This is a genomic window from Streptomyces gardneri (assembly GCF_006539185.1).
GTDB classification, from domain to species: domain Bacteria; phylum Actinomycetota; class Actinomycetes; order Streptomycetales; family Streptomycetaceae; genus Streptomyces; species Streptomyces gardneri.
This window is the reverse complement of sequence record NZ_BJMN01000011.1, coordinates 179,920-205,077: the sequence shown is the minus strand read 5'-3', so window position 1 is coordinate 205,077 and position 25,158 is coordinate 179,920. Positions and strand designations below refer to the sequence as shown.

At 75.0% G+C, this 25,158-nt stretch carries 12 protein-coding genes; all 12 read right to left on the bottom strand.

What is annotated here, in order from left to right; genetic code table 11:
* Window positions 1-62 precede the first annotated feature (62 nt).
* Window positions 63-2,846, bottom strand: coding sequence for a hypothetical protein (locus tag SGA01_RS40960; RefSeq protein WP_167534046.1), 2,784 nt, complete (start codon window positions 2,844-2,846; stop codon window positions 63-65).
* Window positions 2,843-5,149 carry a protein kinase family protein gene (locus SGA01_RS09010; protein WP_229917991.1) on the bottom strand — a complete coding sequence of 769 codons (2,307 nt, stop codon included), beginning with the start codon at window positions 5,147-5,149 and terminating at the stop codon, window positions 2,843-2,845. Before SGA01_RS09010 ends, SGA01_RS40960 begins: the two co-directional genes overlap by 4 nt.
* Window positions 5,146-7,794, bottom strand: a complete 2,649-nt coding sequence (locus SGA01_RS09005) for a hypothetical protein (RefSeq protein WP_141295040.1) — start codon at window positions 7,792-7,794, stop codon at window positions 5,146-5,148. Before SGA01_RS09005 ends, SGA01_RS09010 begins: the two co-directional genes overlap by 4 nt.
* Complete coding sequence (locus tag SGA01_RS42565; RefSeq protein ID WP_141295038.1) at window positions 7,791-11,423, bottom strand: tubulin-like doman-containing protein; 3,633 nt, start codon at window positions 11,421-11,423, stop codon at window positions 7,791-7,793. The genes SGA01_RS09005 and SGA01_RS42565 overlap by 4 nt, the downstream gene beginning before the upstream one ends.
* A 22-nt stretch (window positions 11,424-11,445) precedes the next feature.
* The gene (locus tag SGA01_RS08995) at window positions 11,446-14,136 is read right to left on the bottom strand and encodes a vWA domain-containing protein (protein ID WP_229917989.1); all 2,691 of its coding nucleotides are present in this window, start codon (window positions 14,134-14,136) and stop codon (window positions 11,446-11,448) included.
* Window positions 14,137-14,144: 8 nt separating this feature from the next.
* Complete coding sequence (locus SGA01_RS08990) at window positions 14,145-14,759, bottom strand: Pycsar system effector family protein (protein WP_229917987.1); 615 nt, start codon at window positions 14,757-14,759, stop codon at window positions 14,145-14,147.
* Entirely contained in the window at window positions 14,756-16,633 is a 1,878-nt protein-coding gene (locus SGA01_RS08980; RefSeq protein ID WP_141295034.1) for a hypothetical protein, read from the bottom strand. Before SGA01_RS08980 ends, SGA01_RS08990 begins: the two co-directional genes overlap by 4 nt.
* Window positions 16,630-19,005, bottom strand: coding sequence for a hypothetical protein (locus SGA01_RS08975; RefSeq protein WP_229917985.1), 2,376 nt, complete (start codon window positions 19,003-19,005; stop codon window positions 16,630-16,632). Before SGA01_RS08975 ends, SGA01_RS08980 begins: the two co-directional genes overlap by 4 nt.
* Window positions 19,002-19,871, bottom strand: a complete 870-nt coding sequence (locus SGA01_RS08970) for a nucleotidyl cyclase domain-containing protein (RefSeq protein ID WP_229917983.1) — start codon at window positions 19,869-19,871, stop codon at window positions 19,002-19,004. Before SGA01_RS08970 ends, SGA01_RS08975 begins: the two co-directional genes overlap by 4 nt.
* A gap of 91 nt (window positions 19,872-19,962) precedes the next feature.
* Window positions 19,963-20,688, bottom strand: coding sequence for a Crp/Fnr family transcriptional regulator (locus SGA01_RS08965; RefSeq protein WP_141295032.1), 726 nt, complete (start codon window positions 20,686-20,688; stop codon window positions 19,963-19,965).
* Between the two features lie 401 nt (window positions 20,689-21,089).
* Window positions 21,090-23,645: a polynucleotide kinase-phosphatase gene (locus tag SGA01_RS08960; protein ID WP_141295030.1), complete on the bottom strand. Its 2,556-nt coding sequence runs from the start codon at window positions 23,643-23,645 to the stop codon at window positions 21,090-21,092.
* The gene (locus tag SGA01_RS08955; RefSeq protein ID WP_141295028.1) at window positions 23,642-25,108 is read right to left on the bottom strand and encodes a 3' terminal RNA ribose 2'-O-methyltransferase Hen1; all 1,467 of its coding nucleotides are present in this window, start codon (window positions 25,106-25,108) and stop codon (window positions 23,642-23,644) included. Before SGA01_RS08955 ends, SGA01_RS08960 begins: the two co-directional genes overlap by 4 nt.
* Window positions 25,109-25,158 lie beyond the last annotated feature (50 nt).

Below are 25,158 nucleotides of genomic sequence, written 5' to 3'. Positions count from 1 at the left end.
CACGGCGGCGCGGTGCGGCGAGGCCGTCGGGTGGCGCGGTGCGGCGGCACTGTCCGCTGGAATCACCTCATGACGGTGGCGACGAAGATCGCGGCGAGAAGGAGGGCGAGCACGACGGCGGTACGGCTCAGGAAGCGCCGGGTGTAGCCGTTGACCGACTCGTCGTCCTGCGCCGTGTAGGGGACGGCTCGGGGTGCGCTCGGGTGTGTCGGCGCGCCGGGCGGTGGAGTGTGGCCGGGCGGTGGGGTGTGGCCGGGCTGGGGCGCATGCCCGGGCGGCGGGACATGACCTGGCGGCGGGGTGCGCCTGACGCCGTACGCCTCCTTGAGGAGCGTGAGCCAGACCGCGTCGGGCAGGCCGGGGCGGTCGCCGTCGACGATCTGCCAGAAGGCCTCGCGGGCCGACGGCACGGGACTCGTCCGGAGCCGGGCGAGCAGGGCCGCGACCGTGCCGACCGGGGCGTCACCGCCGCCGAGGATGGGCCGGACCGCCCAGCGGTGCAGCTCGGCCGCGTTGGACGCGCGCTGCTCCTCGGGCGGCTCGGTGCGGTCCTGCTCGGCACCGGGGAGCGCGGCCGCCCAGAGCTCGCGGCCGAGGACCACCTCGCAGAGCTCGCGGCGCGCCGGATGCTCCCAGGACGGCAGGCGGCGGGCGATCTCCCGGAGGAGCAGGGTGACGACCACGTACTTCTGCGGGCGCCGCAGGGCGTCGAGCAGCTCGCGGCTGCCCGCCCGCTCGACGAAGCCGCGGGCCTCCTCCACGTCGTACGCGGTCGGCAGCCGGTGGACGAGCCCGGTCTCGGCCTCCCGCTCCCTCCCCCACGGCAACCTGGCCCACACCCGCCGACCGCCGCCGGCGCCCGGACCGGTCCACTGGGCACCGACGAACGGGAGGACGGGACGGGGGTACGGGTCGTCCGCCCGGTCGGGGGCGGGGTGGGACCGGAGGGGTGCGGGGGTGGGGGTGGGGGTGGGTGCGGAGACGGGCGCGGAACCCGGGTCGGGGGCCGGAGCGCCCTCGCGCGCCGGCATGTCCGTGGCCCAGGGGTCGGCCCCGCCGGGGGCCTCCCCGTGGGAGGTGTCCGTGTACGGCTCCGTCGTGTGCCGGGGCGGGTCCTGGAGGGGGCGGCCGTGGCGGGGCGAGGCCTGGTCGCCGCCGTCCCAGGGCTCCGGAGAGGACGGCGGGTGCCCCGCGTCGGGCGAGACAGGGGGCCAGGCCTGATCCGCCGGCGCGCGGCCGCCGGAGTCCTGGCGAGGGGCCGGGGAGCGCCGCGGGTCCGGCACGGCCGGGTACGTCGCTTCCGGTTCGGCCGTGGAGCGCGGCTCGGGCGCGGCCGGGCGGCCCGCTTCGGGCGCGGCCCGATGCCCCTGCTCCGGTACGGCCCGGGGTCGTCGGTCCGTGGGGGCCCCGGACCGCGCGTCGGCCCCTGACCCGTGCCGCGCGTCCGGTCCTGACCCGTGCCGTGGCTCCGGTCCTGACCCGTGCCGTGGCTCCGGCGTCGCCTGCGACCTCGGCTCCTTCCTTGCCTCGTACCGAGGGTCGGCCGCTGTCTCGGACCGCGGGTCCGGCGCCGGCCCGGAGCGCGCGTCCGGCCCCGACCCTCGCCGTGGCTCCGGCTCCTCCTCGAACCACGGGTCGGGCTCGACCTCGTACCGCCGACCCGGCCCGGACCCGCGCCGCGGTTCCGGCGCCGCTTCCGACCACGGGTCCGGCTCGGGCTCGTACCGCGGCTCCGGATCCGGTTCGTACCGCCGCTCCGGCCCCGGCTCGTACCGCGGTTCCGGATCCGGTTCGTACCGCGGTTCCGGCCCGGGCTCGTACCGCCGCCCCGGCGCGGACCCGCGTCGTGGGTCCGGCGTCGCCCCGTACCGCGGTGCCGGCTCGTCCCCGTACCCCGCCTTCCCCCCGGGTGGGAAGCGCGGTTCCCGGGGTGGCGGGCCGCCGCGGCGGGCCTGGGTGTCGAGGGTGTCCAGGGCTCGGGTCGCCGTGTCGAGGAGGAGGGCGCGGCGGGCGGACGCCGCCTCGTGGAGGGCGACGCCGACCGCGTACTCCCGGCCGCCGCCCTCCTCGACGCCCCGCAGGTGGTGCCGGACGAGCCGGGTCGCCGTCTCCTCCGCCCGGTCGTCGATCCGCTCGCGCGGGTCGACGCGGCGGCGACCCGTGTTGGGGCTCGCCGCGCCCGACCATCGGCCGACGAACACGAAGCGCAGATCGGGCAGTTCGGCCGTGTCGTGGCTGGCGAAGGTCCACCGGCGGTCGATGAGCGCGCCGAACATGCTGTGCAGCCCCCACAGCACGGGGCAGGCGGTGCTGCCCCGTGCGTCCAGGACCGTGAAGCGGTCATCGGGGTTCCGCAGGAACTCCGCGACCGCTCCGGTGAGTTCCTCGACGACGTACGGCAGGGTCTCGTCGAGCTCCCCCTGCCCCTGGCCCGTCGACGGTACGAGGACCTCCTCGCGCACCACCGGCATCCGGCCGCGCACCCCGGCGAGGTACGGAACGTCGGCGCCGTCCCAGTTCCAGGCGTGGAGGCCGAGGCAGACGGCGGGTTCGAGGAGGGCGGGCGAGCCGACGAGCGCGTGGCAGAGCACGGACGACGACCCGTCGGCGTCCGTGAACGGGGTTCGCCGGATCAGCATCACGCCCGGGCGCCGGTGGAGCCGGATCAGGGCGGGCCGGGTCTCGTCGCCGCTCGCGCGCAGCATGGGACCGGAGATCCGGAAGAGGTCCTGCGCCTGCTCCCGGGGCCCGGACCAGGCCACCGGGCCGAAGCCGGTGCTGCCCGAGGCGTTCTCGCTGTCCCAGCGGAAGACGATCTGGTCGACCTCGTTCTCCGACCGTGTCATCGGACGATTCCCTCCGTAGGCTCCGCCCCGGGCAGCAGCCCGCACATGGCGAACAGGGACAGCAGGGGCGCCAGGACCCGGCGCGGCCGGACCCCGTGCGGAAAGCGGTCGCCGCGCGCCTGCCCGCCGGTGGCGGCGACGAAGTGCAGGGAGCAGTTCGCGCAGTCGTCGAAGGGCTTGAGCCAGGCGGGGCTGGCGTGATGGGCGAGGAAGGCGTAGGCGTCCCGGCTCTCGTCCCGCGCCTCGGCGGGGTCGTAGCGGCCGGGCAGGGCCCGGCCGAGCCACCGGTCGACGGTCGGCTCGAAGCGCACGAGGTCGCTCTTGTTGACGGCGAGCGCCGCCGGCGCGGCGACGAGCCCGCCGCGCTGCCTCGGGATGCGGTCGAGCACCGTGGCGAAGGCCTCGTCGCCGAGGTCGCGGCGCCGCAGCCCGCTCTGGTCCCGCACGGGGTCGAGGGAACCGAGACGGAGTGCGCGCAGCGGGTCGACGACGAAGACGAAGGCGTCGACTCCCATGAGGAAGCGGGCCACTTCGCCGTCCTGCGCGAGGTCCTCGCCCGCGAGGTCGAAGAAGACGACCGGCCGGGGCGTCCCACCGCCGGCGGAGACGAGCAGGCCGTCGGCGAAGCGGGCGAAGGTCTGCTGTCCCGTACGGCCCAACTGCCGCCCCTGCTGGAGATTCTGCACGCGCTCCCGCAGATAGGTGCGGTGCGTCTCGGGGTTGAGCGGACGGCTCCGCAGCCCGTACGGGGCGAGGCCGCCGAGTTCGATCTCGCCGAGCATCGCGGCGAGGAGGTGGGTCTTGCCGACGGACGAGCTGCCGACGAGGGCGACGGAGAGCGGCTCGCCGTTGGTGAGGTAGGGCACGGGGAGTTCGTGCTCCTCGTCTCCCTCCACGGTGTGCGGGCACCGGTGGTAGGCCTTGCGGAGGGCGTCCGCGATGTGGGCGGGGCGCCGTTCGCCGCTGAGGTCGAGACGGATGCGGTTGCCCTTGGCGTCGATGGTGACGAGCAGGCGTTCGTCGTACTCGACGGGCAGCAGGCAGTGCGGGCACATCCGGCTCCGCGAGCGCGGTGCCGCCGACGCTTCGAGCGGCGACGCCGGAGCGCCGGGACGGCCGAGGCCCTCCCCGCCGCCGAAGATCCGGTCGATCAGGGTGGTGCGCGAGCGGGGATCCTGCGCGGGGTCCACCACGTCGTCGTCGACGCCGGCATCGGCGTACGGATCCACCCCTGGCGGCGGGCCTCCTTCGAACGCGGCCCGCTTCCTCGCCAGTTGGCGGTCGTACTCGGCGCGGCCCCTGGCGAGCGGGTCGGCGGATCCGGCGGTGGCGGCGAGCGGATCGGGGACGTTCAGGAGCCGCATGAGCTCGGCGGGACGCGGCCGGTCGGCCGCCCTCGGGGAGAAGAGGCCGCTCTGGGCCAGCGCGGCGAGACGACGGTAGTCGGCGAGGTCCCCGGGCGGGCCCTCGCCCCGCCCCGGGCGGCCGGACAGGAGGTAGTAGCCGAGCTGGGCGACGGACCACAGGTCGTCGCGCGGATCGGCCGCCCCGAGCCCCTCGCGCTGCTCGGGCGAAGCCCAGGGCGCGCCGCCGAACGGCTCGCGCGCCTCGCCGGCGCGCAGCGCGGCGAAGGGCTCGCTGAGCCGCACATGGACTCCGTCCCACCGAACGGTGTCGGGCGTGACCGCCCGGTGCACGAGCTCGGCCTTCTCCAGGAGCCGTACGGCGAGGGCGAGTTGCCCGATGATCCGCTCCTGCTCCTCGGGGCCGAGGCGGCCCGCCCACTCGGTGAGCGGTCGGCCGCGGGGCATCCGGTACAGCACGAAGGGCTCGGGCGCGGCCAGGTCGAAGCCGATGACCCTGGCGAGGACGGCCCCGAACTTCTCGTCCCCGTAACGCCGTTCGAGGGAGACCGCGGCAGCGACCTCGCGCTCCAGGAGGCCGTACGCATGAAGGTCGGCCTGCGCGGAGGCCGTCAGCCGGAACTGCAGGACCGGCCATCCCGCACCCAGCGTGGCCCGGCGCGCGAGGATTCCGGGCCGGCCGGGCGGTCTGCGGTCGTCGCCGAACCGGACGGTGAAGCGGACCGGCTCCTCGCGGTGGCTGAGGAACTCCAGCTCCTCGTAGTACGGGTGCGGAGGGCTCATGGGCTCACTCAGGTGGTCGGGGTGGTGGGGGTCGAACGGGTGGCTCTGCGTGGCGTCCGGGCCGGGGGCGTCCGGTTCGTTCAGGTAGATCGGGTTGATCGGATGGTTCGGGTGGTTCGGGTGGTTCGGGTCGTTCGGGTGGATCGGGTCGGTCACGGTTCTCCCGCCTCCTCGGCGCGGACGGTGTGCACGACGTCCGCGCGCAGCGGTACGAGGCGGAGGATGCCGGCGTGCCGTCCCGCACCGGTCCACACGACGCCCTCGGCGGTGCCCCGCCAGATGTCGTCCCCCGCCGCCCCCCGCCGCATCGCCTCGGGCACGAAGCGGACCTGCCGGGCGGCGAGCGGGTCGTGGGAGAGCAGCCGCAGGTGCTCGGGGCCGCAGAGCGCGACCGTGCTGCCGGGGTCGTCCTCGGCGAGCAGCAGCCGGGCCACGGCGTCCGGGGCGACACCGGTGAGGCGGGCCGCGTCGGGCCGCTCGGAGCGGTCGGTGAACGCGGCGAGCGAGGTGACCGCGCCGAGGTCGCGGAGGCCTTCGTACGGAGGCGGGGGCGAGGCCGCCGCATCGCGCTCCAGGCGGATCCGGGCGTCGTCCAGGAGCTCCGTCAGCCGCCGTGCCTGCGCCGTGTGCTCCGTGCCGCCGGGGTCGCGTTCGATGCCCGCCCAGCAGCCGTCGAGGAGGAGGACGGTACCGGCGACCAGGTCGCCGACGAGCGTGTCCACGAGTGCGGGTCCCCCGTCCCCGTACCGCCGCTCCAGCCAGGCCGGAGCGGGCGCGAGCGCGGGCTGCGGGGAGGATGGCGGATGTGGGGACGACTGCGGGTGCGGGGCCGACGGGGGTGACGGCGGCGCGTGGGAGGACGCGGCCGGATTCCGTACCGGCGGCTCCTCGGCCATGTCCGCCCAGCCGTCCTCCTCCCCGCTGTCGCTCCAGTCGTCCCAACTCCAGGTGGCCGTGGTGGTGTCGGCGCCACCGGCCGGGCTCGGACCCGGGCGCGGACCCGACGTGGGCTCCGCGGGTTCGTCGTCCCAGGACGCCCAGTCCCGCGCGGCACGATCCGACGTCCGGTCCGGCGCCGGATCCGACGTCCAGTCCGACGTCCAGTCCGACCCCCGGTCCGGCGCCCTCCCCCCGCCGTACGCGTCGGCGGTCTCCGCGAGGCCGCGCAGCAGGCGGGACACGGCGCCGGCACCGGCCGAGCAGTGGTGGCGCACCTCGGCGAAGAGCCAGTCGTGCACGGCGGTCGTCACGACCAGGGCGTGGATCTCCCGCACGATCCGGCCCGCCTCCTCCGGGTCCGCCCGCGCCCACCAGTCGTCCACCGCCCGGGTCCAGTCCCGCAGCGCGAGCACGACCACGGCCGAGGCGGACACGGCCAGGGCCACGGCACCGGCCCAGACCGGCGGGCCCAGGAACTGGCCGAGGCCCGCCCCGGCGAGGCCGCCGAGGACTCCGCCGACGAGCCGGGGCGCCGCGCCCGTGGCGCCGCCGCCGTCGATCCGCCCGTCCGGCGAACGGTTCGGCCTGTGCCGCAGCATCAGCCAGGCGAGTACGGCGGCGAGGACGCCGACGGCCGGGCCGAGGATCCAGCCGAGCACCGGCCACACCCCGGCGAGCAGCGCGAGGAGGCCGGTCAGCGCGAAGGCCGCGGGCCGCGAGCCGCCGGCCGTGAAGGGATACCGGCCCCCGAGCCGCCGCAGCCGCTCAGGACCGCAGATCGCGTCGAGCCGCGCGAGCCGGGAGGCGCTGCCCGCCGGGGCGGTGCGCGCGGAGAGCGCGGAGAGCCGGGCCGCCACGGAGCGCAGCGGCAGGCCCCGGCCGATCAGGTCGTACGTGTGGTCCCGCAGCGCCGGGACGATCCCGGCCCGGGTGATCTCCCGGGGCAGTTCGGGGAGTTCGACCCCGCGCTCACGGAGCAGCCCGCGGTGCTCGGCGGTGAGCCGGGTGCCGCCCGCGGCTCCGAACGCGTCCGCGACGGCGGTACGGAACCGGGCCAGCTCCTCCGTGAGCCGCTCGATGTCCCCCGGCAGGTCGACGTCACGGCCCGCCCCGCCGAGGAGCCCCGCGACGCCCCGCACCCGGTCGTGACCGTCGACGGCGTCTTCGAGTGCCTCCTGGCAGGCGGCGAGCCGGGCCCCCGCCCGGCCGCCCGCGGGGAGCCAGTCGTGACCGGACAGGGAGCGCGGCACGCCCTCGCCGAGGAGCAGCGCGAGCGTGCCCGGCACCCCTTCCGGGGAGGCGGACCCGGCCGGCACCTCGGGGCCCGTCAGCCCGTCGACGGCCTGCCGCCAGGCCCGTGCGCGGGCCTCGTCGGTGAGGTCGTGCTCCAGGACCCGCACGGCGGGTACGGCCACGCCGTGCACCACCTCCCCGAGCGAGCCGAGGACGGCGTCGAAGACCTCCGGGGTGGCCAGCACCTCGACGAGCGGGCGCAGGACGGCGTCGCCCGAGGGGTCCCACCCGTCGGCCTTGTCGTCGCCTCCGGTGTCGAGGAGCCACAGGACTCCGGCGGCGGGCGGGCGCAGGGTCAGGGTGCGGCGCAGCGTCCGGTCGCCGCCGGCGCCGACGGCCAGACACACGATCTGGGCGGGGCCGTAGGAGGACAGGCGCTCGTAGAGGAGCTGGTGGCCGACGAGCCCGGCGGCCTCGTCGACGACGAGGAAGCGTCGCTCGCCGCCGGGCTGCGGGACGTCCAGCGCCGCGCGGACGGCGGCGCCGGGGTCGTCCGGCCCGCCCGCCCGCAGATCGAGGCAGACGGCATGGCCCGGCAGGGGCCGTTCGGGGAGGACCCGGTGGTTCACTGCTCCTCCTCTTCCAGGTCCCACGGGTACCCGTCGGGTTCGAGCTCGGGCTCGGGCTCCAGCTCCCAGTCCCCGTCGTAGAAGGACCGGCCGGAGCCACCGGACCCGTTGGAGCCGGACCCGTTGGAGCCGCCGGACCGGCCGGAGTCACCGGACCCGCCGAACCGGCCGGGGTCACCGGACCCGCCGGATTCACCGGACGCGCTGGAGCCGCCGAACCGCCCGGAGCCATTGGATCGCCCGGAGCCATCGGACCGGCTGGAGCCGCCGGACCCGCCGGACCCGCCGGACCCGCCGGAACCACGAGCCTGTCCGTACCGCCCCGCGCCCGGCGGAGGCGCCTGCTCAGGCGCCTGCCTCTGCCCGTGCCCCTGGCCCTGGCCCTGGCCTTGCCGCTGGCCCTGGTCTTCCCTCTGGCCCTGCCCTTGCCCTTCCCGCTGGCCCTGCTCCTGACTCGCGGCTCCCACCCCCCGGCTCCGCACTCTCTCCGCTCCCCCCGGCCCGTGCCGGTCGAAGAGGGCGCGGAGGGTGGAGCGGGTCGCGCGGGTCCCGGGCGGGAAGCGCATGTCGAGGGCGCCCGGGAAGGTGACCTCCCAGAACTGCCGCAGCGGGGCGAGCCATTCGACGTCCGTGTCGCCGTACTCGCGGTACTCGGCCTCCAGCCGGTCGAGCAGGACGAGCTGGCGCGGCGCGACCTCCTCCACGAAGTGGGTGAAGAGCCGTGACGGCGGCTGCGGCACCTGCGTGAGGCCCTTGGGCAGGGTGCGCATGAGGCGTTCGCAGAACACCTCGATGATCTGACCCTCGTCGAGCAGTGCCCAGCGCTCGTACGCGCGCAGCATCCCCGCCCAGCTGGAGAGCGAGCCGTCGAAGGCCTCCAGGCGCAGCGACATGGTCGCGGACTCGCCCTCCCGGAGCCTGATCCGGACGAGGTCGGGCGACTCGGCCGGACCTTCGGTGGCGATGTCGCCGTTCCACATCGCGCAGAGCAGCCGGTGCATGATCCGCTGACGGTCCTGCTCGGTGGCGACGAGCCAGTCGTCCTGGTAGCCGAGCCGCTGGCGCCAGTGCAGGAAGTCGTCCTCCCCGGCCGAGTCACGGGCCTCGGACCAGAGGCTGAGGACGTTGCGGACCTCGGAGATGTCGGTGAGGTTCATGCCGCTGCGGAAGAGGACGACGGTGAGGGAGTGGGTGTCGACGGCCCGGTACTCCTGGTCGGCCTTGGCGGGCAGGTTGAGCGCCTGCCGGAGGAAGCCGGCGGCCCGCCCGTCGGACTCGCTGGCCGGGTGCACGATGAGGATCTTCATCGGACCGCTGCCGTCCGGCACGAAGCCGACGGGCAGCAGTCCGGCGAGCCGGGCGCGGAACTGGTCGAGCCAGCGCGGGTCGACCTTCGACTCGGCGCTCTCGTCGCCCGCCGCCGCCCGCAGCAGCAGCTCCATGGAGGGCAGGAGGGGGCGGGTGAACTTGGCCTCGTTGGCCTCGCCGAAGAGCTTCTTGACCCGGCGTTCGAGGACCTGCTTGATCTCCTTGACCGGCGCTCCCGGCGAGCGGCGGACCGCGTCGAGGGCGTTGCGCCAGTCGTCGGGCCGGACCAGCTTGTCGAGGAGGGTCGCCGCGTCGGTGGCCTCGGGGAGGCCCTCGCTCTGGGCGAGCCGGTCGACGACGTCGTCGTAGAAGGCGCGCAGGGTGTTCTGCGGGGGCAGGAGGTAGGCGATGCCGGCGCGGTCGTCCCGGTAGAGCTCGCGGCGGCGGTCGGCGAAGTTCCGTGCCTCGTCCTGCTCGTGGGCGCGGAGCGCCTTGGTGAGTTCGCCGAGCTCGTTGACGGTCCGGGTCAGGGCGAGCCGCCACTGGGCCTCGCCCGCCTGCCAGCCGCGGTGCCAGAGGCTCCGGGCGCGCCACTGGTACCAGGCCTGCTGCGCGGCGAGCGTGTCCTGGACGTCGGGGTCGTTCCACCGGGCCGGTACGACGCCGCCGAAGGTGCCCTTGATAGGGGGAATCGGCGGGGCGGCGGCCTGGACGTGGGAGGGTCGTTCGGGTTCGTTGCGCCGGTTGTCGAGCATGCCGGTGAAGCCCACCCTGGCGACCCTCTCGGGGTGGCCGGGCAGACCGTGCAGGACGGCTTCGAGCTGGAACGGGCCGATGAGGCCGAGGAGTTCGCGAGCACCGTAGCCCGGCCTGAAGTCCTCGGTGAGACGCGGTATCTCGCGGGCGAGGTTGGTGTCGAGGCGGCGGAGTGCGTCCTCCATGTCCCCGAGCCGGTGCTGCAGTTCCTGGGCGATGTCCTTGCGGCCCCTGGGGAGGTCCTCGGGTCCGGGGACGTCCGGTGCCTCGCGGTTCCAGAGCCGGCCGATGCCGGAGCGGACGAAGAGGTCGCGGACCGCCTCCGATCCGTCCCGGGCGGGCCGCCTGGCCCGTTCGTCCATGCCCCGCACGGCCTGGGCGAGGAGCCGGGCGGCGACGATCTCGGCGAGGTCGTCGACGGGGACGGTGAGGGAGGCGGCGAGGCTGGTGGACATGCCCCGGTAGCCGATGCCGGAGCGGGCGGGCGTCGAGCGCTCGACGGCCTTGTTGACGAACCGTTCCGCGAAGGACTGGTAGTCGTCGTCGGCCTGGGCCACCCCGCCGTTGGACTCGCTGAGTTCGGTGCCGATGAGCGACATCACCATGGCGGTGATGGAGCGGCGCAGGTCCTCGGCTCCGATGACGGACGGCTTCGAGAAGAGGAAGGCGGTCTGCATGGTCGCGGGGCGCAGGGCGACGACCCCGTCCCTGGGGTACGTGACGCTGAGCCGGCCGCGCTGCTCGACGTCGCCGACGGAGTCGGTGGAGTCGGGCATGTTCTGGTCGTCGACGAGCCGTGAGAGGTCCACGAGGGCGCGGGCGGCGTTGAGTTCGGCCTCGCGTCCGCCGCCCGCCTCCGGCGGGAACGCCGAGGGCATGACGACGAGCGGGTAGATCTTCACCCCGGGCACCCTGGCGTTGCGGAACTCGTGCCCGACGAGGTGGATGAAGTCGTAGAAGATGCCGGCGCCGGTGCCGCCGGCGACGGAGAAGGCGACGAAGACGTCGCAGCCCCGGATCCGGCCGCCGCCGACCCGCTGGAGGTCGCCGGCCGACTGGCCGATGGCGCCGATCGCCTCGCGGAGCTGCCGCAGGACGGGTTCCAGGCCGGAGCGCAGGGTCGCGAACAGCGCGGAGCGCCCGACGGTGGGCAGCTGCCCCGCACCGCTGTTGAGGGGGGCGACGCGCGGCTGCCGGATCCGGGGCGGCAGCCAGAGCCGGGTCTCCTCGGGGACGGAGACGCGGAGCATCTCCGTGACCTCGGGAGAGGAGTCGAAGTCGGTGGGCAGCAGGTCCCGGATCATCCGGGACGTGCGGGCGAAGGCGGCGCCCTCGGCGCCCTTGCCCTTGAACTGCGGCTGCTTCGCGAGCTCCGCCTCGCTGAAGTCGGCGTAGACGAACTGGAGGCAGTCCGGCAGCTGGAAGGGCATCCGGCGGCCGCCGTCGACGAGGTCGGTGCCGTCGGGGCCGCAGAGCTCCCGGCGGAGGCTGCGCTCGAGCTCGGTGCCGATGCGTCCGCCGGTGCCGCCGAGCCCGACGAAGAGCATGGGCTGGTAGATCTTCATGTCGTCTCCCTTGGGGGCCCGTTCAGAAGTTGGGGTCCGGGTCCCCGGCGGTCGTGCCGCCCGTTCCCGTACTGCGTCCTGTTCCGCTGCTCGTTCCGCTGCCGGCTCCCTCTCCGGCTCCGGGATCGGTCGTCGTGGGGTCGCCGGCTCCGGAGCCGGAGCGACCGGACCGTCGGGGCCGCCCGAACCGGCGCGGCCACGGAACGCGGGCTTCCTGGTCGGTACGCGTACGGGACCTGGAGCCGTCGCCCGTACGGGATCCGGAACCCTCGCCCGTACGGGACCCGCTCCCGTCGCCCGTACCGAAACCGGAGCCGTCGTCGTCCGCACCGAAACCGAGGCCGAGACCGTCGTCCGTACGGAAGCCGGCGCCCGCGCCCGAGCCGTATGCGGAGCCGGAGCCGTATCCGGAGCCGTACCCGACGCCGAAACCGGAATCGGTGTCGGTGTCGTATCCGGAGTCGCTGCGGGCGCGGTCCGTCCTGCCGCCGCGGCCCGTCCCCCCGCCCCGTACGACGAGTTCGTACGCGTCGAGGCCGACCGGCTCGCCCTGCCGCAGGGCCACCCGCGCTCCGCCCCGGGGGCGCAGCAGCAGCTGGCCGGTGCCCGTGCGGCGCAGGACGTGGGCGCCGGACGAGGAGCCCTCTCGGGCCCTGCGGAGTGCGGGCGGCGCGCCGCCCGCGTCGTCGACCGTGAAGGGGAAGGAACCGCGGACGCTCTGGCCACGGCGGACGGTGAGGGAGTCGAGGACGCGCCCGTCCCCGCGGAGTTCGAGCGTGACCCCGGTGAGGTCGCGGCGGCGGTGCCTGACCACCGCATGCGCGATGAGGAGCGCGGCGACGACGGCGAGGACCGCCGCTCCGCCGACGACGACCTTCCACCAGCGGTCCCACCAGGTCGGCGGGGCCACGACGAGGACGTCGAGGAAGTCGTCGTCGAGGACGCGGTCGCCGTCGCCGGTGTCCACGACCGCGATCCGGCCGCCCAGTTCACCGAGGGGCGTGCCGCCGCCGAGGGTCACCGTGAAGGGGATGCGCGTGCTCCCGCCCGGCGGTGCGGTGACGGTCGCCGGGGAGACGGTGAGCTCGGCGCCGGGCGTCCGGTTCTCCACGGCGAGCCGCAGGGCGCGCGGTCCCGCGTCGTTGTTGGTGACGTCGAGGGTGCCGCGGACGGTGCCGCCGGGGTGCACGGTCGCCCGGTCGAAGGCGAGTCCGGCGGTGAGGAGCGGTGTGCCCTGGGCGATGCGGGCGTGCAGCGGCCGCCGGTCGGAGGTGACGCCGGGCGCCGACATGCGGGTCGTGAGCCGGAGGTCGCCGGTGGCGCCGGCGGGCACGGTGAGCGTCCCGGTGAAGCGGACGTCGCCCGCCCTGCGGTCGGGGGCCTTCCCGTCGTCGGCGAGCCGGAAGGTCACGGGGGCGAAGCCCGCGCCGCGCAGTTCGGCCGTGACCGCGAGCCCCGCGAGCTGACGGGGGTCGGTGATGGTCACCCCGCGCCGGGTCTGCATCCGTACGGCCACGGTGACCTGCTCGCCGGGGCGCGGGGAGGCCGGGTCCAGGGTGACGTCGGAACTGAGCCTGCCCTGCCAGATGGCCCGGACGACGACCTCGCGGTCGCGGTGGCCCTCCGGCGCCTCGATGTGCACGCGCCAGCGGCCGGGCAGCGGGTTCTTCACGCGTAGCGCCTCGACCGGTCCGTCCTGCCCGCCGACCTCGAAGGTGGAGCCGTCGAACTCGCCCCGGGTGGGGACCTTGCGGCCCGCCGGGTCGAAATAGGTGACGCGGACCTTCGGGTCGTGCTTGGAGACCGTGAGGGAGCCGTCGGTGGCGATGGGCGGGATGACGACCGACAGGTCGGCGGGCGGCTTGCCTGCGGTGCCGTGCGAGATCCGCGCGCAGCGGGCGGCGGCGAAGGTCTCCTGGAGCGCCTTGTCGAGGTCGGCGGAGCTCGCGACGACCCGCATGTGGGGCGCGGAGCCCGGCACCGCCGAGCACGTGCCCCGGTAGCCGCCCTCGGCCATGGCCGTGAGGGCGGCGCGGTCGATCTCGGTGCCGAAGCCGAGGGGCCAGATCTGGACTCCGGCCGCCCGGGCGCGGGCGAGTTCCTCGGTGAGCCGCCGCTCGCCGTTGGAGCGGCGGCTGACGGGATCCGTGCCGTACTCGGGGCTGTCGGAGACGTCGAGTTTGCCGTCGGTCAGGAGGAAGACGACCTTGTACTTGGCGGGGGCGTGCGCCGCCGCGCCGCCGGTGGCGCTCTTCTGGGTGAGGCGGGTGACGGCCTGGCGGATGGCCGCCGGGAAGTCGGTGCCCGGCCCCATCCGGGCCGCGTCGCGCTTGTTGAGGAGCTGGACGCAGTCGCTGAGCCGCTCACGGCCCGCCGCGTCGGCGACGGTGAGCGCGCAGACCTCGCGTACGGGCGACTGGCCGGCCTTCTCCGAGCTGCCGAAGCCGATGACGGTCGCCCGGGAGCGTTCGGATATCTCGCCCTGGCTGAGCAGCCCCGCCGCCTCCGTCTCGCGCGCCAGGTCCTTGTCGGCCAGGCTCTTCGACTGGTCGACGACGACGGCGAAGTCGATCGGGTCGGGGCCCTCGGCGGGCTCGGCGACCGCTCGGGGTCCCCGCGGCGCGCCGGAGGTCCCGGCGGTCGCGAGCGGGCCGGTGAGCGCGAGCAGCGCACCGGCGAGGAGCAGGGCGCTCCCCTTGTTCGTCCACTGCATCGTCACTCTCACCACAGTTCGCTGAGGAGGGCCAGGAGGGCGCCGAGCGCCAGCGCGGACACGCCCAGGCGCAGCCACCGGTACTTCGCCGCGAGCACGAGCCCGTGCACGCTGGCCTGTTCGAGGAGCCAGCCGGTGGCGTCCGCGCCGGGCGGGGCGAGCCGCTCGCGCAGTTCGCCTTCGGACGGGCCGGCCGCCAGGTCGCGCAGGAGTGTGCGCTCCGCCCCTATGCGGGTGCGGGGCAGGACCACCGACACGAGCATCAGGACGCCGACGGTCCACAGCGCGCCCGCCACGAGCAGGAGGCCGAGCCCGACACCGGCCGTGGGCATCGGGGCGCGGTCGCCGGAGAACACGACGGCGAGGAAGGCGAGGGCGCCGGAGAGCAGGATCGCGGCCTTGGTGTCGGCCCGCCCGATGTCCTCGCGGACGGTGGCGAGCAGCCGCTCGGCCATGAACCGCAGCTCGTCGGGTGCCACCGGGACGGCGGCGGAGTCCGCGCGGGGCGGGGTCGGCGAGGGGCCCGGGTCCGGCGAGGGACCCGGGACCGACGTCGGGTCCGGAGTCGGCGTCAGGTCCGGTGTCGTCAGGGCCGGAGTCGGCGTGGGGTCCGGTGTCGTCACTCGTCCTCCCAGTCGTCGAACTCCTCGCTGGGGCGGCCGGGGCGCACGGGCCCGGAGGACCGGCGGGTCCCGCCGGCGCCCCCGCGGTCGTACGGGTCGTCGCGGTCGAACCGGTCGTACGGGTCGTCCCGCTCGTACCGGTCACGGTCGGCGTCCCGCCGGCCGGGGCCCCGCTCGCGGTCCCCGTACCGGTAGCCCTCGCCGTCCCCGTCCCTCTCCCGGAACTCCTCCCGCTCCCGCACCCTCTCCCGGTCGTCCCGGTTCCTATCGCGTTCCCGATCGCGTTCCCGATCGCGTTCCCGGTCGCGCTCCCGGTCGGAGCCGGACTCGACGCGGGTCGGTTCGTAGACGCGGCGGTCGGGCGGGGCGTCGTCGCGCTCCGTGCGTTCCCCGTGCTCCGCATGATCCGTACGCTCCGCGCGCTCCCCGTACTCGTCGCCCCAGTCCGGTCGGACCGGCTCCGGAGTTCCCTCCTCCAGGGCGCGCCGCGCCCGCTCGCCCCCCGGTCCGCCCGAGGGGTTGAGCACGTGGTCGGTGATGCCGCCGACGACGGTGCTGGTCTGCGTCCGCAGGTACATGAGGACCTGGTACATCTGCTCGCCGATGTCGTGCCGTTCCAGGACACCGGTGTCGAGGAGGCGGTTGAAGACCGCGAGGTAGTCCTCCTGGCCTTCGCGCCGCTCCCGCTGGAGCTGTGTGCGGATCTCCCACTGCTTGTCGGGGTGCATCGCCATGTGATGGGCGATCTGGGCGAGGTCCCCGCGCCGGAAGAGGGCCTCGATCTCGCGGGCCCGGTCGGCGATCCTGGCCCGTTCGGCCGCGTCCTTGCGGCGCTCCGCCTCGGCCTCGCGCGCGTCGGCCTCCATCGTCACGCCGACCCGGTCGCGCCGGTAGACCTCGGCCTTCACCTGGTCGTCGAGGTCGATGAAGACATGGACGCGGGTCTTCAGACCGATGTCCCGGCCGAGGACGAAGCGTCCGGCGTTCAGTTCGTCCCGCACCGCCTCGTCGGCGCGCTGCGCCTCGGTGATGCGGAACCTCCGGGACAGCCGGCGGAGTCGGTCGAGCAGCTCGTCGTGCAGCAACTCGGCTACGTCCTCGACCTGTTCCTGGACGACGAGGTGCGGATCGGTCACCACCCACTGGACCCGGGCGACGGCCTCGAAGAAGACGCCGTCCCCGGCGGCGGGCAGCTGGAGCCGGAACTCCGTGACGTTGCGGCCGAGTTGGACCTCGAAGACGGTGTACGGGGAGCCGATCAGCGGCTTGTTCACGTCCTCGTTGCGATCCGGCCAGGCCACGCGATGCCCGCCGTTGCGGTAGAGGAGCACGGCGGCGACCCTCCCGCTCCGGCGGCGGTACGGGGGCGCGTACTCACGGAGGAGCGGTCCGCGCGGCCGCCCCGAGGCCTCGGGGCTCCACTGCTCCCTCACCCGGCCGCCGCCCCGCGCGCCGTCCCGTCCCTCACCCCGTACCTCGTCCCACGCCTCGCCCCGTCCCCCGTCGCGGCCCCTGCCCTGTTCCCTGCCCCGTTCTGCGTCCAGTTCCCCGCCCTCCGGCACCCGTGCGCCCCCCTGCCGCTGTTCACGCCCCTGTTCACGCCCCTGCTCGATCCCCGGCTCACGCTGTCGGTCCCGGCCCTGGCCCCGGTCGCCCGCGCGCCCCTCGCCCTGACCGTCGTACCGGTCCCGCCGCTGCCGCTCCCACTCGCGTTCCCGCTGCTCGCGCTCGGACCACTGCTGCCGTTCCCGGTCGTCCCCCACGCGCCCGGAGGACTCCTCGTACCGCTGTCGCGCCCGGTCGTCCGGCGCCCGGTCGTCCCACCGCGCCCGCTCGTCGGGTCGCGCGCGTCTGTTCTGCTCGGGCCCGCTCATCGGTTCGCTCCTTCCGTCACGGCGTCCCACATGCGGCGCGCCGCGCCTCTGTCCAGGGGCCGGTCACGGTCCCGGACCAGTTCGTTCAGCAGGCCCCTGAGGCGGTCGCGGTCGCGGCGGTCCACGGCGAGGAGCGGCAGGAAGCGGCAGACGTGGCCGAGCGCCTCCTCGTCCTTGGCCGCCCGCCGGAGCAGACCGCCGAGGGCCTCCAGGGCCGCCGACCCCGCGCGCGCCGTGGCGAGCGTGTTCCGCAGCAGCCGGGCGAGCTCGGGCGCGAGGCCCGGCCGGGTGGCGAGCAGCGCCACGAGCAGCGGGCGGGCCGCGTGCGGGTCGAGCTCGGGCACGTCCCGCAGTCCCCACAGGTGGGTGGTCCGGGTGCTCAGCGCGCGGATGACGGCGAGGTGGACCACGTTGGCGAGGGTGAGCCGCCCGTCGTCGAGCCACAGGTGAAGCCGCCGCACCACGGTCTCGGGTTCGCCGGAGGCGAGCAGCCGGGCCACGCTGAACGCGGCGAGCACCAGCACCTCGGCGTCGGCGGCCTCGTGGGCCCGGACGACCCGCGCGAGGGCTTCGAGCGAGCCGGGCACTCCCCCGGCGGCCAGGACGTAGCCGTGGGTCAGCAGGGTGGTCCCGACGAGCGTGGAGTCCTCGGACACCGCCCAGTCCTTGAGCACGGCGGCGACGGCCGGCCTGACCCGGGGGTCGCGGGCGGACTCGGCGAGCGCGGTCGCGGCGGCCAGGCGGGCGACGGGTACGTCCGTCACGGCGAGGGGGACGATCAGCTCGCGGAAGCCGTGGATCCAGTCCCAGGAGCAGAGCACGCCGGCGGCGACGGAGGCCCGCACCCACACCTCCGCGCGCGGGTCGTCGCAGAGTGACCGCAGCCAACGCGCGACCGGGCCGCGGGCGTTGTGGTAGCCGTGCCAGACCTCTCCGAGGACGGCGCCGGCGAGCGCCTCGCCCTGGAAGCGGACGGCCCGCACCGGTACCTTCGCCGGACCGAGGTCCAGCTCGCCGTCCTCCAGGACGGCGCGCGCCCGCATCGGGCGGTGCTCGGCGCGCGTGCCGAACAGACGCCTCCCCGGGGCGTGTTCGGGGTCGAGGGCGACGGCGAGCTCCCAGGCGAGGAGTTCGGCCGCCTCGGCGGCGAGACTGTAGGCGGAGCCGTCGAAGACGGCGACGGCGATGCGGAACGCCCCGGTGTTCAGCGCGGGGAGCGCCTCGGGGAGCGTGCCGGGCCGGTCGGCGCCGGAGAACCACTCGCGTGCCTGGGAGGCCACGAAGGTGGCGCATTCGCCGAGGAGTTGCTCGTCCGTCGCCTCGCCGCGCCAGTGGCGGGCGAGGTGGTCGGCGAACCGGGCGGCCTCGCGCGGGCGCAGTTCCTCCAGGCCGACGGCCCTGACGACGTCGGGGCGCTCGGCGAGTTCCCACGCGGCGGCGAGGGCCTCGGGCGGCTCGCCGCGCAGCCGGACCCGCAGGTGGCGCCGGAGGACCTCGTCGGCGGGCGGCGGCGCGCAGGACGTCCCGTACCGCCCGCGCAACATCCGGTCGGCGAGCTCGCCGCTCTCGACGAGCACGATGCCGTACGCGTCCCGGCCGCGCAGCAGATCTCCGAAGCGGTCCAGGTGCAGTTCGGAGAGGCGGGTGGCGGGGCGGCGCGCGGAGCCGGCGCCCTCGGCCCGGCCGGAGCGGGAGTGCCGTGGCTCGCTCTCCGTCCGGACGTCCTCGGTGAGCAGTTCCATGAGGTGGCCGCAGCGTTCCTGGAGGGCCTCCTCGGTGATCTCGTCGACGCCGTGGCGCGGGTCCAGGCGGAAGACGTTGCCGCCGGTGAGTTCGTCGAGGAGGGCGAGCGCGGTGGCCTTGCGGCCGCTGCCGGGCTCGCCGCAGAGGACGAGGACCCGGTGGTCGCGGAGCCGTTGCTTCATCTGCTGGTAGCCGGCGATCTCGCAGTACACCCGCCCGAGGTCGGCGAGCGTCTCGGCCGGCACGGGGCCCCGGACGAAGTGCGAGGAGTGGTCGGAGCCGAACACGGAGAAGAACTGGTTGCCCTCGAAGAGGGTGCCGTCGCCGAGGAAGGTGGTGTGGCGGTCGCCCTCGGCGGCCGCCCAGGTCCGCAGGGCCCGGCGCGCCGTGGCGGCGCCTCCGGTGTCGCCGTCGCCGCCGAGGGGGCTCCGGTCGGCGGACGCGAAGACGCTCACCTCGCGCGGCTGCTCCCCGGCGCCTTCCCCCCGGTCGGCGGCGCCTTCCCGGCCGCCCGAGCCGCGGCCCCCCTCCTGTGACTCCTGCGACTCTCGCGGTTCGTGCCGTTCGTGCGGTTCGTTCCGTTCATGCGGTTCGTGCGAGGAGGCGCCGTCGTCCTGGTCGTCGCTCACTCCGGCTCACCCGCCCCCGCGTCCTTGCGGATGCCGGTGAACCCGCCGTGGATGGTGTTGCCGTGGATGTCGAGCAGGTCTCCCTTGACGTTGTACGTGCGGTTCCCACCGCCGGTTCGGGGCGTTGGGCCGTCCCCCCGCGACGGCCCAACGCCGGCTCCTGAACCCACCCCGGGCACCCGCCGCCCCGCGTCCGCGCCCCCCGGCACGGCCTCCCCCTCGGGCCCGATCAGCGGCGGCGCGGCACGCCGCGGCACATGGAACCAGGCGGCCTCGTCGGTCTCCTTGGACCGGATCCGGGCCCGCCGGTAGTGGTCCGGCTCCACGTACCGCCCGCCCTCGGCGACGACGTTCCCGTACAGCCAGTCGGAGACCACGACGAGCAGGTCGACGTCGGGGGCCTCCGCCATGATCCGCTTGGCCGTGGGGCTGTCGCAGAGCCGGGCGGCGAGGTCCACCGCCCGCCCGACGAGCCCGTGGCGGTCCTGGACCACGAGCCCGGCGTTCATGCCGATCCGCAGGCGCAGCCGTGGGCTGCGGCCCGTGTTGTGGGCGCGGAGGCTCTCGTACAGGGTGTCGATCCACCGTCCGACCATGAGCCTCGGCGGCATGTCGGGGCGCAGGGCGGCGAGGATGCCGTCCCCCCGGTCCTCCTGGTGGTAGGTGCCGGGCTCGACCCCGACGGAGGCGTACGCCTCGTCGAACGCCGCGTACATCGCCGTGCGGTGCAGCTCTTTCTCGGCCATGTTCAGGGTGCCGGATCCGCAGATGTCGCCGAAGACGACGAACCGGTGGATCCCGCCGGAGGAGGCCTCGCGGCGCGAAACCGCCTCCCCGTACGCCCCGTTCACTCCCGCACTGCTCACTCGGACTCCCTGTTGGATGCCGTGGTGCCGTTGGTGCCGTGGTGGTGTGACGTCCAGCCTGGCCGCACTCGGCGACCTGCGATGTAGCCGTTTACACATCCGGCGGAGATTCGTCCGCCTGTTCCGCGCGGGGGCGTGCGCGCCCCTCCGCGAGCAGCACGAGGACCCGCATGTCGATGACGATGACGGTGCGGTTCGCGGTGCGGACGACGTCCTGTTCCCGCAGCAGGCGCAGCGCCTTGGCCACCGCTTCCCGGGTGGCTCCGATGGCCGCCGCCAGATCGTGCTGGGGCAGCGGGAGTTGGAGTACGGTCCCTGCGTCGGCGGGTCGGCCGGCGCGTTCCGCCAGTTCGACGAGGCGGGCCGCGAGGCGCTGGAGGACGGTCTCGGAGGCGAGCGCGCGGCGTTCGACGTCGGCGCTGCGCAGCCGCGTGGCGAGCTGGCGCATGATCAGCGAGGTGGCGTGCGGCCGGGCGGCGAGGAAGCGGCGGAAACGGTCGCCGGAGACGGCCACCGCCTCGACCGCGCCGAGCGCGGTGACGGTGGCGCTGCGCGGGCGCAGGTCGACGGCGGCGAGGTCGCCGACGACCTCGCCGGCCCCGCGCAGGGCGAGGATGAGCCGGGAGCCGCGCTCGGTGCCGACGGAGACGACGGACCAGCCGGAGAGCAGCGCGAGGACATAGGCGCTGGTGTCGTGCTCGCGGATCATCACCTCGCCCGGCTCGTAGGAGCGGCGGGCTCCCTCGGCGATGAGGGAGCGGCGGTCGGCCGCCGGGAGGGCGTGCAGGAAGGAGCGGTCCTGCCCGAAGAGACTCATCACCCGCTCACCCCCGTACCGTCCGCGGGCCTTCGGGGAAGGCCGCTCACCGATCACCGACCGGCGCCGTTCGCGCGTGTGTTCACACCTCATGTGGTGTGCCCCGTCACATTGTTGACACTGTGTCACCTCGTGGGGTGAAGAACGCTAGAGGTGCGGAACGACAACGTCAACGAGCACGGGGGGCGCAGGGGAGCGCCGTTCCCGGCACCCCTGCGCCCCCCGTCGGAGCGGCACGAAAGAATCACGGAACCGCCGGGGAAGCCGTGCCGAAGCTGCACTGAACTCCCGCGGAATCCCCCCGGACGCCCGTGGGAAGCTCCTGGGAGCCGGAGCCCCCGGAGCCCCCGGCTCCCCGGCCCTCGGGCCGCCGCGTCCGGCGGCGGCCCGGGGTCCCCGGATCAGAGCCTCGGGTCGACCGGCTCCGACTCCAGCGCGAGGACCGCGAAGACGGCCTCGTGGACCCGCCAGAGCGGTTCCCCCTCGGCGAGCCGGTCCAGCGCCTCCAGGCCGAGCGCGTACTCGCGCAACGCCAGCGACCGCTTGTGGCCGAGGAAGCGCTGCCGCAGCCGCTCCAGGTTCTCCGGGCGGGTGTACTCGGGGCCGTAGATGATCCGCAGGTACTCCCGGCCGCGCACCTTCACGCCCGGCTGCCCGAGGCGCCCCTTGGCGTCACGGACGAGCGCGGCCAGCGGCTTGACGACCATGCCCTCGCCGCCGGCTCCGGTCAGCTCCAGCCACCAGTCGGTGCCCGCGCGGACCGAGGCCTCGTCGCCGGTGTCGACGACCAGCCTGCGGGTGACCTGGAGCAGCCCGGTCGGGTCGTGCTCCACCAGCCGGTCGAGCCAGGCCAGCTGCTCGCCGTGCGGGACGGCCGCGAGCGAGCGTCCACGCGCCGCGAGGAGCTGGAAGGGCGCGAACCGCACGCCCTCCAGGCCCTGGGTCGGCCAGCAGTACCTGCGGTACGCCTCGGTGAACGCGGCCGCGTCCACCTCCCTCTCCCGCTGCTTGTCGAGGAGCCCGCCGAGCCCCTCGACACCGCGCGCCACCGCCCGCTCCAGGGCGTCGATCGCCCCGGGGAGGACGGCGCCCGAGGCGGCGCCGACCGCCGCGTACTGCGAGCGGAGCAGCCCGGCCGACTTGAGCGACCACGGCATCAGCTCGCCGTCGAGGAGGAGCCAGTCCGTGTCGAGCTCGTCCCACAGCCCGGCGGCGCCGATCGCGGTCCGCAGCCGGTCGAGGACCTGCTCGGTGACGTTTTGACCCGCGGCGGAGCCGCTGACGGACTCCGTGAAGAACGGGCGTCCGGTACGGGTGTGCAGGGCGCCCGTCACCCCGGTGACGCCGAAGCGCTCCTGGGCCGCCTTCTCGTCCCGGCAGACCAGGGCCACGGCCCGGGAGCCCATGTGCTTCTCCTCGCACACGACCCGCTCGACGCCGTCCGCCCGGTACTGGGCGAAGGCCTCGGCCGGGTGCTCCAGGTACCCCTCGGCGCGCGAGGTGGCGGTCGGGGCCATGGTCGGCGGCAGGTAGGCGAGCAGCCGCGGGTCGACGGCGAAGCGGCTCATGACCTCCAGGGCCGCCGCCGCGTTCTCCTCCCTCACGGCGACGTTGCCGAGGTGCCGGGTCTCCACGATCCGCCGGCCGTGCACGTCGGCCAGGTCCAGGGGGCGTCCCTCGTGCCCGCCGGGCGCCTCGGTCGCGAGCGGCCGGGCCGGCTCGTACCAGACACGCTCGGCCGGTACGTCGACGAGTTCGCGCTCCGGCCAGCGCAGCGCGGTCATCCTCCCGCCGAAGACGGCCCCCGTGTCGAGGCAGATGGTGTTGTTGACCCAGGAGGTGTTCGGTACGGGCGTGTGGCCGTACACGACGGCGGCCCGGCCCCGGTAGTCCTCCGCCCACGGGTAACGCACCGGCAGCCCGAACTCGTCGGTCTCCCCGGTGGTGTCCCCGTACAGCGCGTGCGAACGCACCCGGCCGGAAGTGCGGCCGTGGTACTTCTCCGGCAGGCCGGCGTGGCAGACGACGAGGGCACCGCCGTCGAGGACGTAGTGGCTGACGAGCCCGTCGATGAACCGGGCGACCTGGGCGCGGAACTCCTCGCTCTCGCCCTCCAGCTGCTCGATCGTCTCGGCGAGTCCGTGCGTCTGCTGGACCTTCTTGCCCTTCAGCCAGCGGCCGAGCTTGTTCTCGTGGTTGCCGGGGACGCACAGGGCGTCGCCGGAGGCCACCATGGCCATGACCCGCCGCAGGACGCCCGGCGAGTCGGGGCCGCGGTCGACGAGGTCGCCGACGAAGACGGCCGTACGCCCTTCGGGGTGGTGGCCGTCCACATAGCCGAGCCGGGCGAGCAGGGTGTCGAGCTCGGACCGGCAGCCGTGGATGTCACCGATGATGTCGAAGGGTCCGGTGAGGTGGCGCAGGTCGTTGTAGCGGCGCTCCAGCACGACCTCGGCTTCCTCGACCTCCTCCACCGAACGCAGGACGTGCACCTTGCGGAAGCCCTCGCGCTCCAGTCCGCGCAGCGAGCGGCGCAGCTCGCGACGGTGGCGCTGGATGACGTGCGCGGGCATGTCGGCGCGGTCGGGACGGCCGGCGTTCCGCGTGCGGCACACCTCCTCGGGCAGATCGAGCACGATCGCGATCGGCAGCACGTCGTGCTCCCGTGCCAGCCGGACGAGCTGACGGCGGGCCTCCTGCTGCACGTTGGTCGCGTCGACGACGGTCAGCCGTCCCGCCGCGAGGCGCTTGCCGGCGATGTAGTGGAGGACGTCGAAGGCGTCCTTGCTCGCGGACTGGTCGTTCTCGTCGTCGGCGACGAGCCCCCGGCAGAAGTCGGAGGAGACGATCTCGGTCGGCTTGAAGTGGCGCCGGGCGAAGGTCGACTTGCCGGAGCCGGTGGCACCGACGAGGACCACGAGGGACAGGTCGGTGACGGGCAGGGTGCGGGTGGTCATGCCGTGACCTCCTTCAAGGTCTCGTCGGTGCGGGTGAAGACGGCCATCTGCGTGGGGGACCCGACCTCGGGGTCGTCCGGTCCGACGGGAACGAACTCCACGCCGTACCCGTACGATCCGGCGACTCCGGCCGCCCAGTCCCGGAACTCCTCCCGGGTCCATTCGAAGCGGTGGTCGCCGTGCCGGACGTGTCCGGCGGGCAGCGACTCCCAGCGCACGTTGTACTCGACGTTCGGCGTGGTCACGAGGACCGTACGGGGCCGGGCCGCGCCGAACACCGCGTAGGCGAGCGCGGGCAGCCTCGGCAGGTCCAGGTGCTCGATCACCTCGCTGAGCACGGCCGCGTCGTAGCCGGCGAGCCGCTTGTCGGTGTACGCGAGCGAGCCCTGGAGCAGCGTGACCCGGGCGGCCTGCCGCTCCCCCATCCGGTCGAGCCGCAGCCGGCGCGCGGCGACGGTCAGCGCCCGGACGGACACGTCGACCCCGACGATCTCGGTGAACCGGACGTCCTTGAGCAGGGCCTGTACCAACTGGCCCTGTCCGCAGCCGAGATCGAGCACCCGGGCCGCGCCGGCGCTGTCGAGCGCGGCGAGGATCGCGTCCCGCCGCTGCTCGGCGAGCGGCACCGGCCGCTCCTCCGTGTCGGTGGACTCGTCCACGGCGTTGTCGACGTCCTCGACGTCGAGCCCCTCGGCCTCGGCGAGCCGTACCAGCTCAAGGCGTTCCGTCGCCTCCCGGGCCAGCCCCCAGCGGCGCGAGAGGTAGCGCGCGGTGATCAGCTTCCGCTCCGGGTGCCCGGCCAGCCAGCCGTCCCCGGCGCGCAGCAGCTTGTCGACCTCGTCGGGCGCGACCCAGTAGTGCTTGGCGTCGTCGAGGACGGGCAGCAGGACGTACAGCTGGTTGAGCGCGTCGGCGAGCCGCAGCTCGCCTTCGAGCACCAGCCGCACGTACCGGGAGTCGCCCCACTCGGGGAACTCCCCGTCCAGCGCGACCGGTTCGACCTCCACCGCGCTCCAGCCGAGCGGCTCGAAGAGGGCGCGCACGAGGCCGGCGCCGCCCCTCGCGGGGAGCGCCGGGACCTCGATCCGCAGCGGCAGCGGAGCGGCGGCCCGCTCGGGCATCGCCTGGCACACGCCGTGCAGCGCGGTCTTGAAGACCCTGGCGAGCGCCACGGCCAGCAGCGAGGACGCCGCGTAGGGCCGGTCGTTCACGTACTGCGCGAGCGCGGCGTCGGGGGCGCCGCCCCGGCCCTTGCCCTTGCCGCGGCGCACCAGCGCCACGGGATCCACCTCCAGGAGGAGTGCCGCGGTGCACCGCTCGGCGCTCGCCTCGGGGTAGAGGACATGCGCGGTGCCGTGCGAGGTCGAGAACGCCTGCGCCCGCTCGGGATGCTTGTGCAGCAGAAATCCGAGATCGGTCGCGGGTCGCTCCGGGGTGCCGGTCGTACTGATTGTCAGGAACACATGCCCGAGTATGAGCGCGCCCCGCCCTCCCTACCAGGCATTTTCCGCGC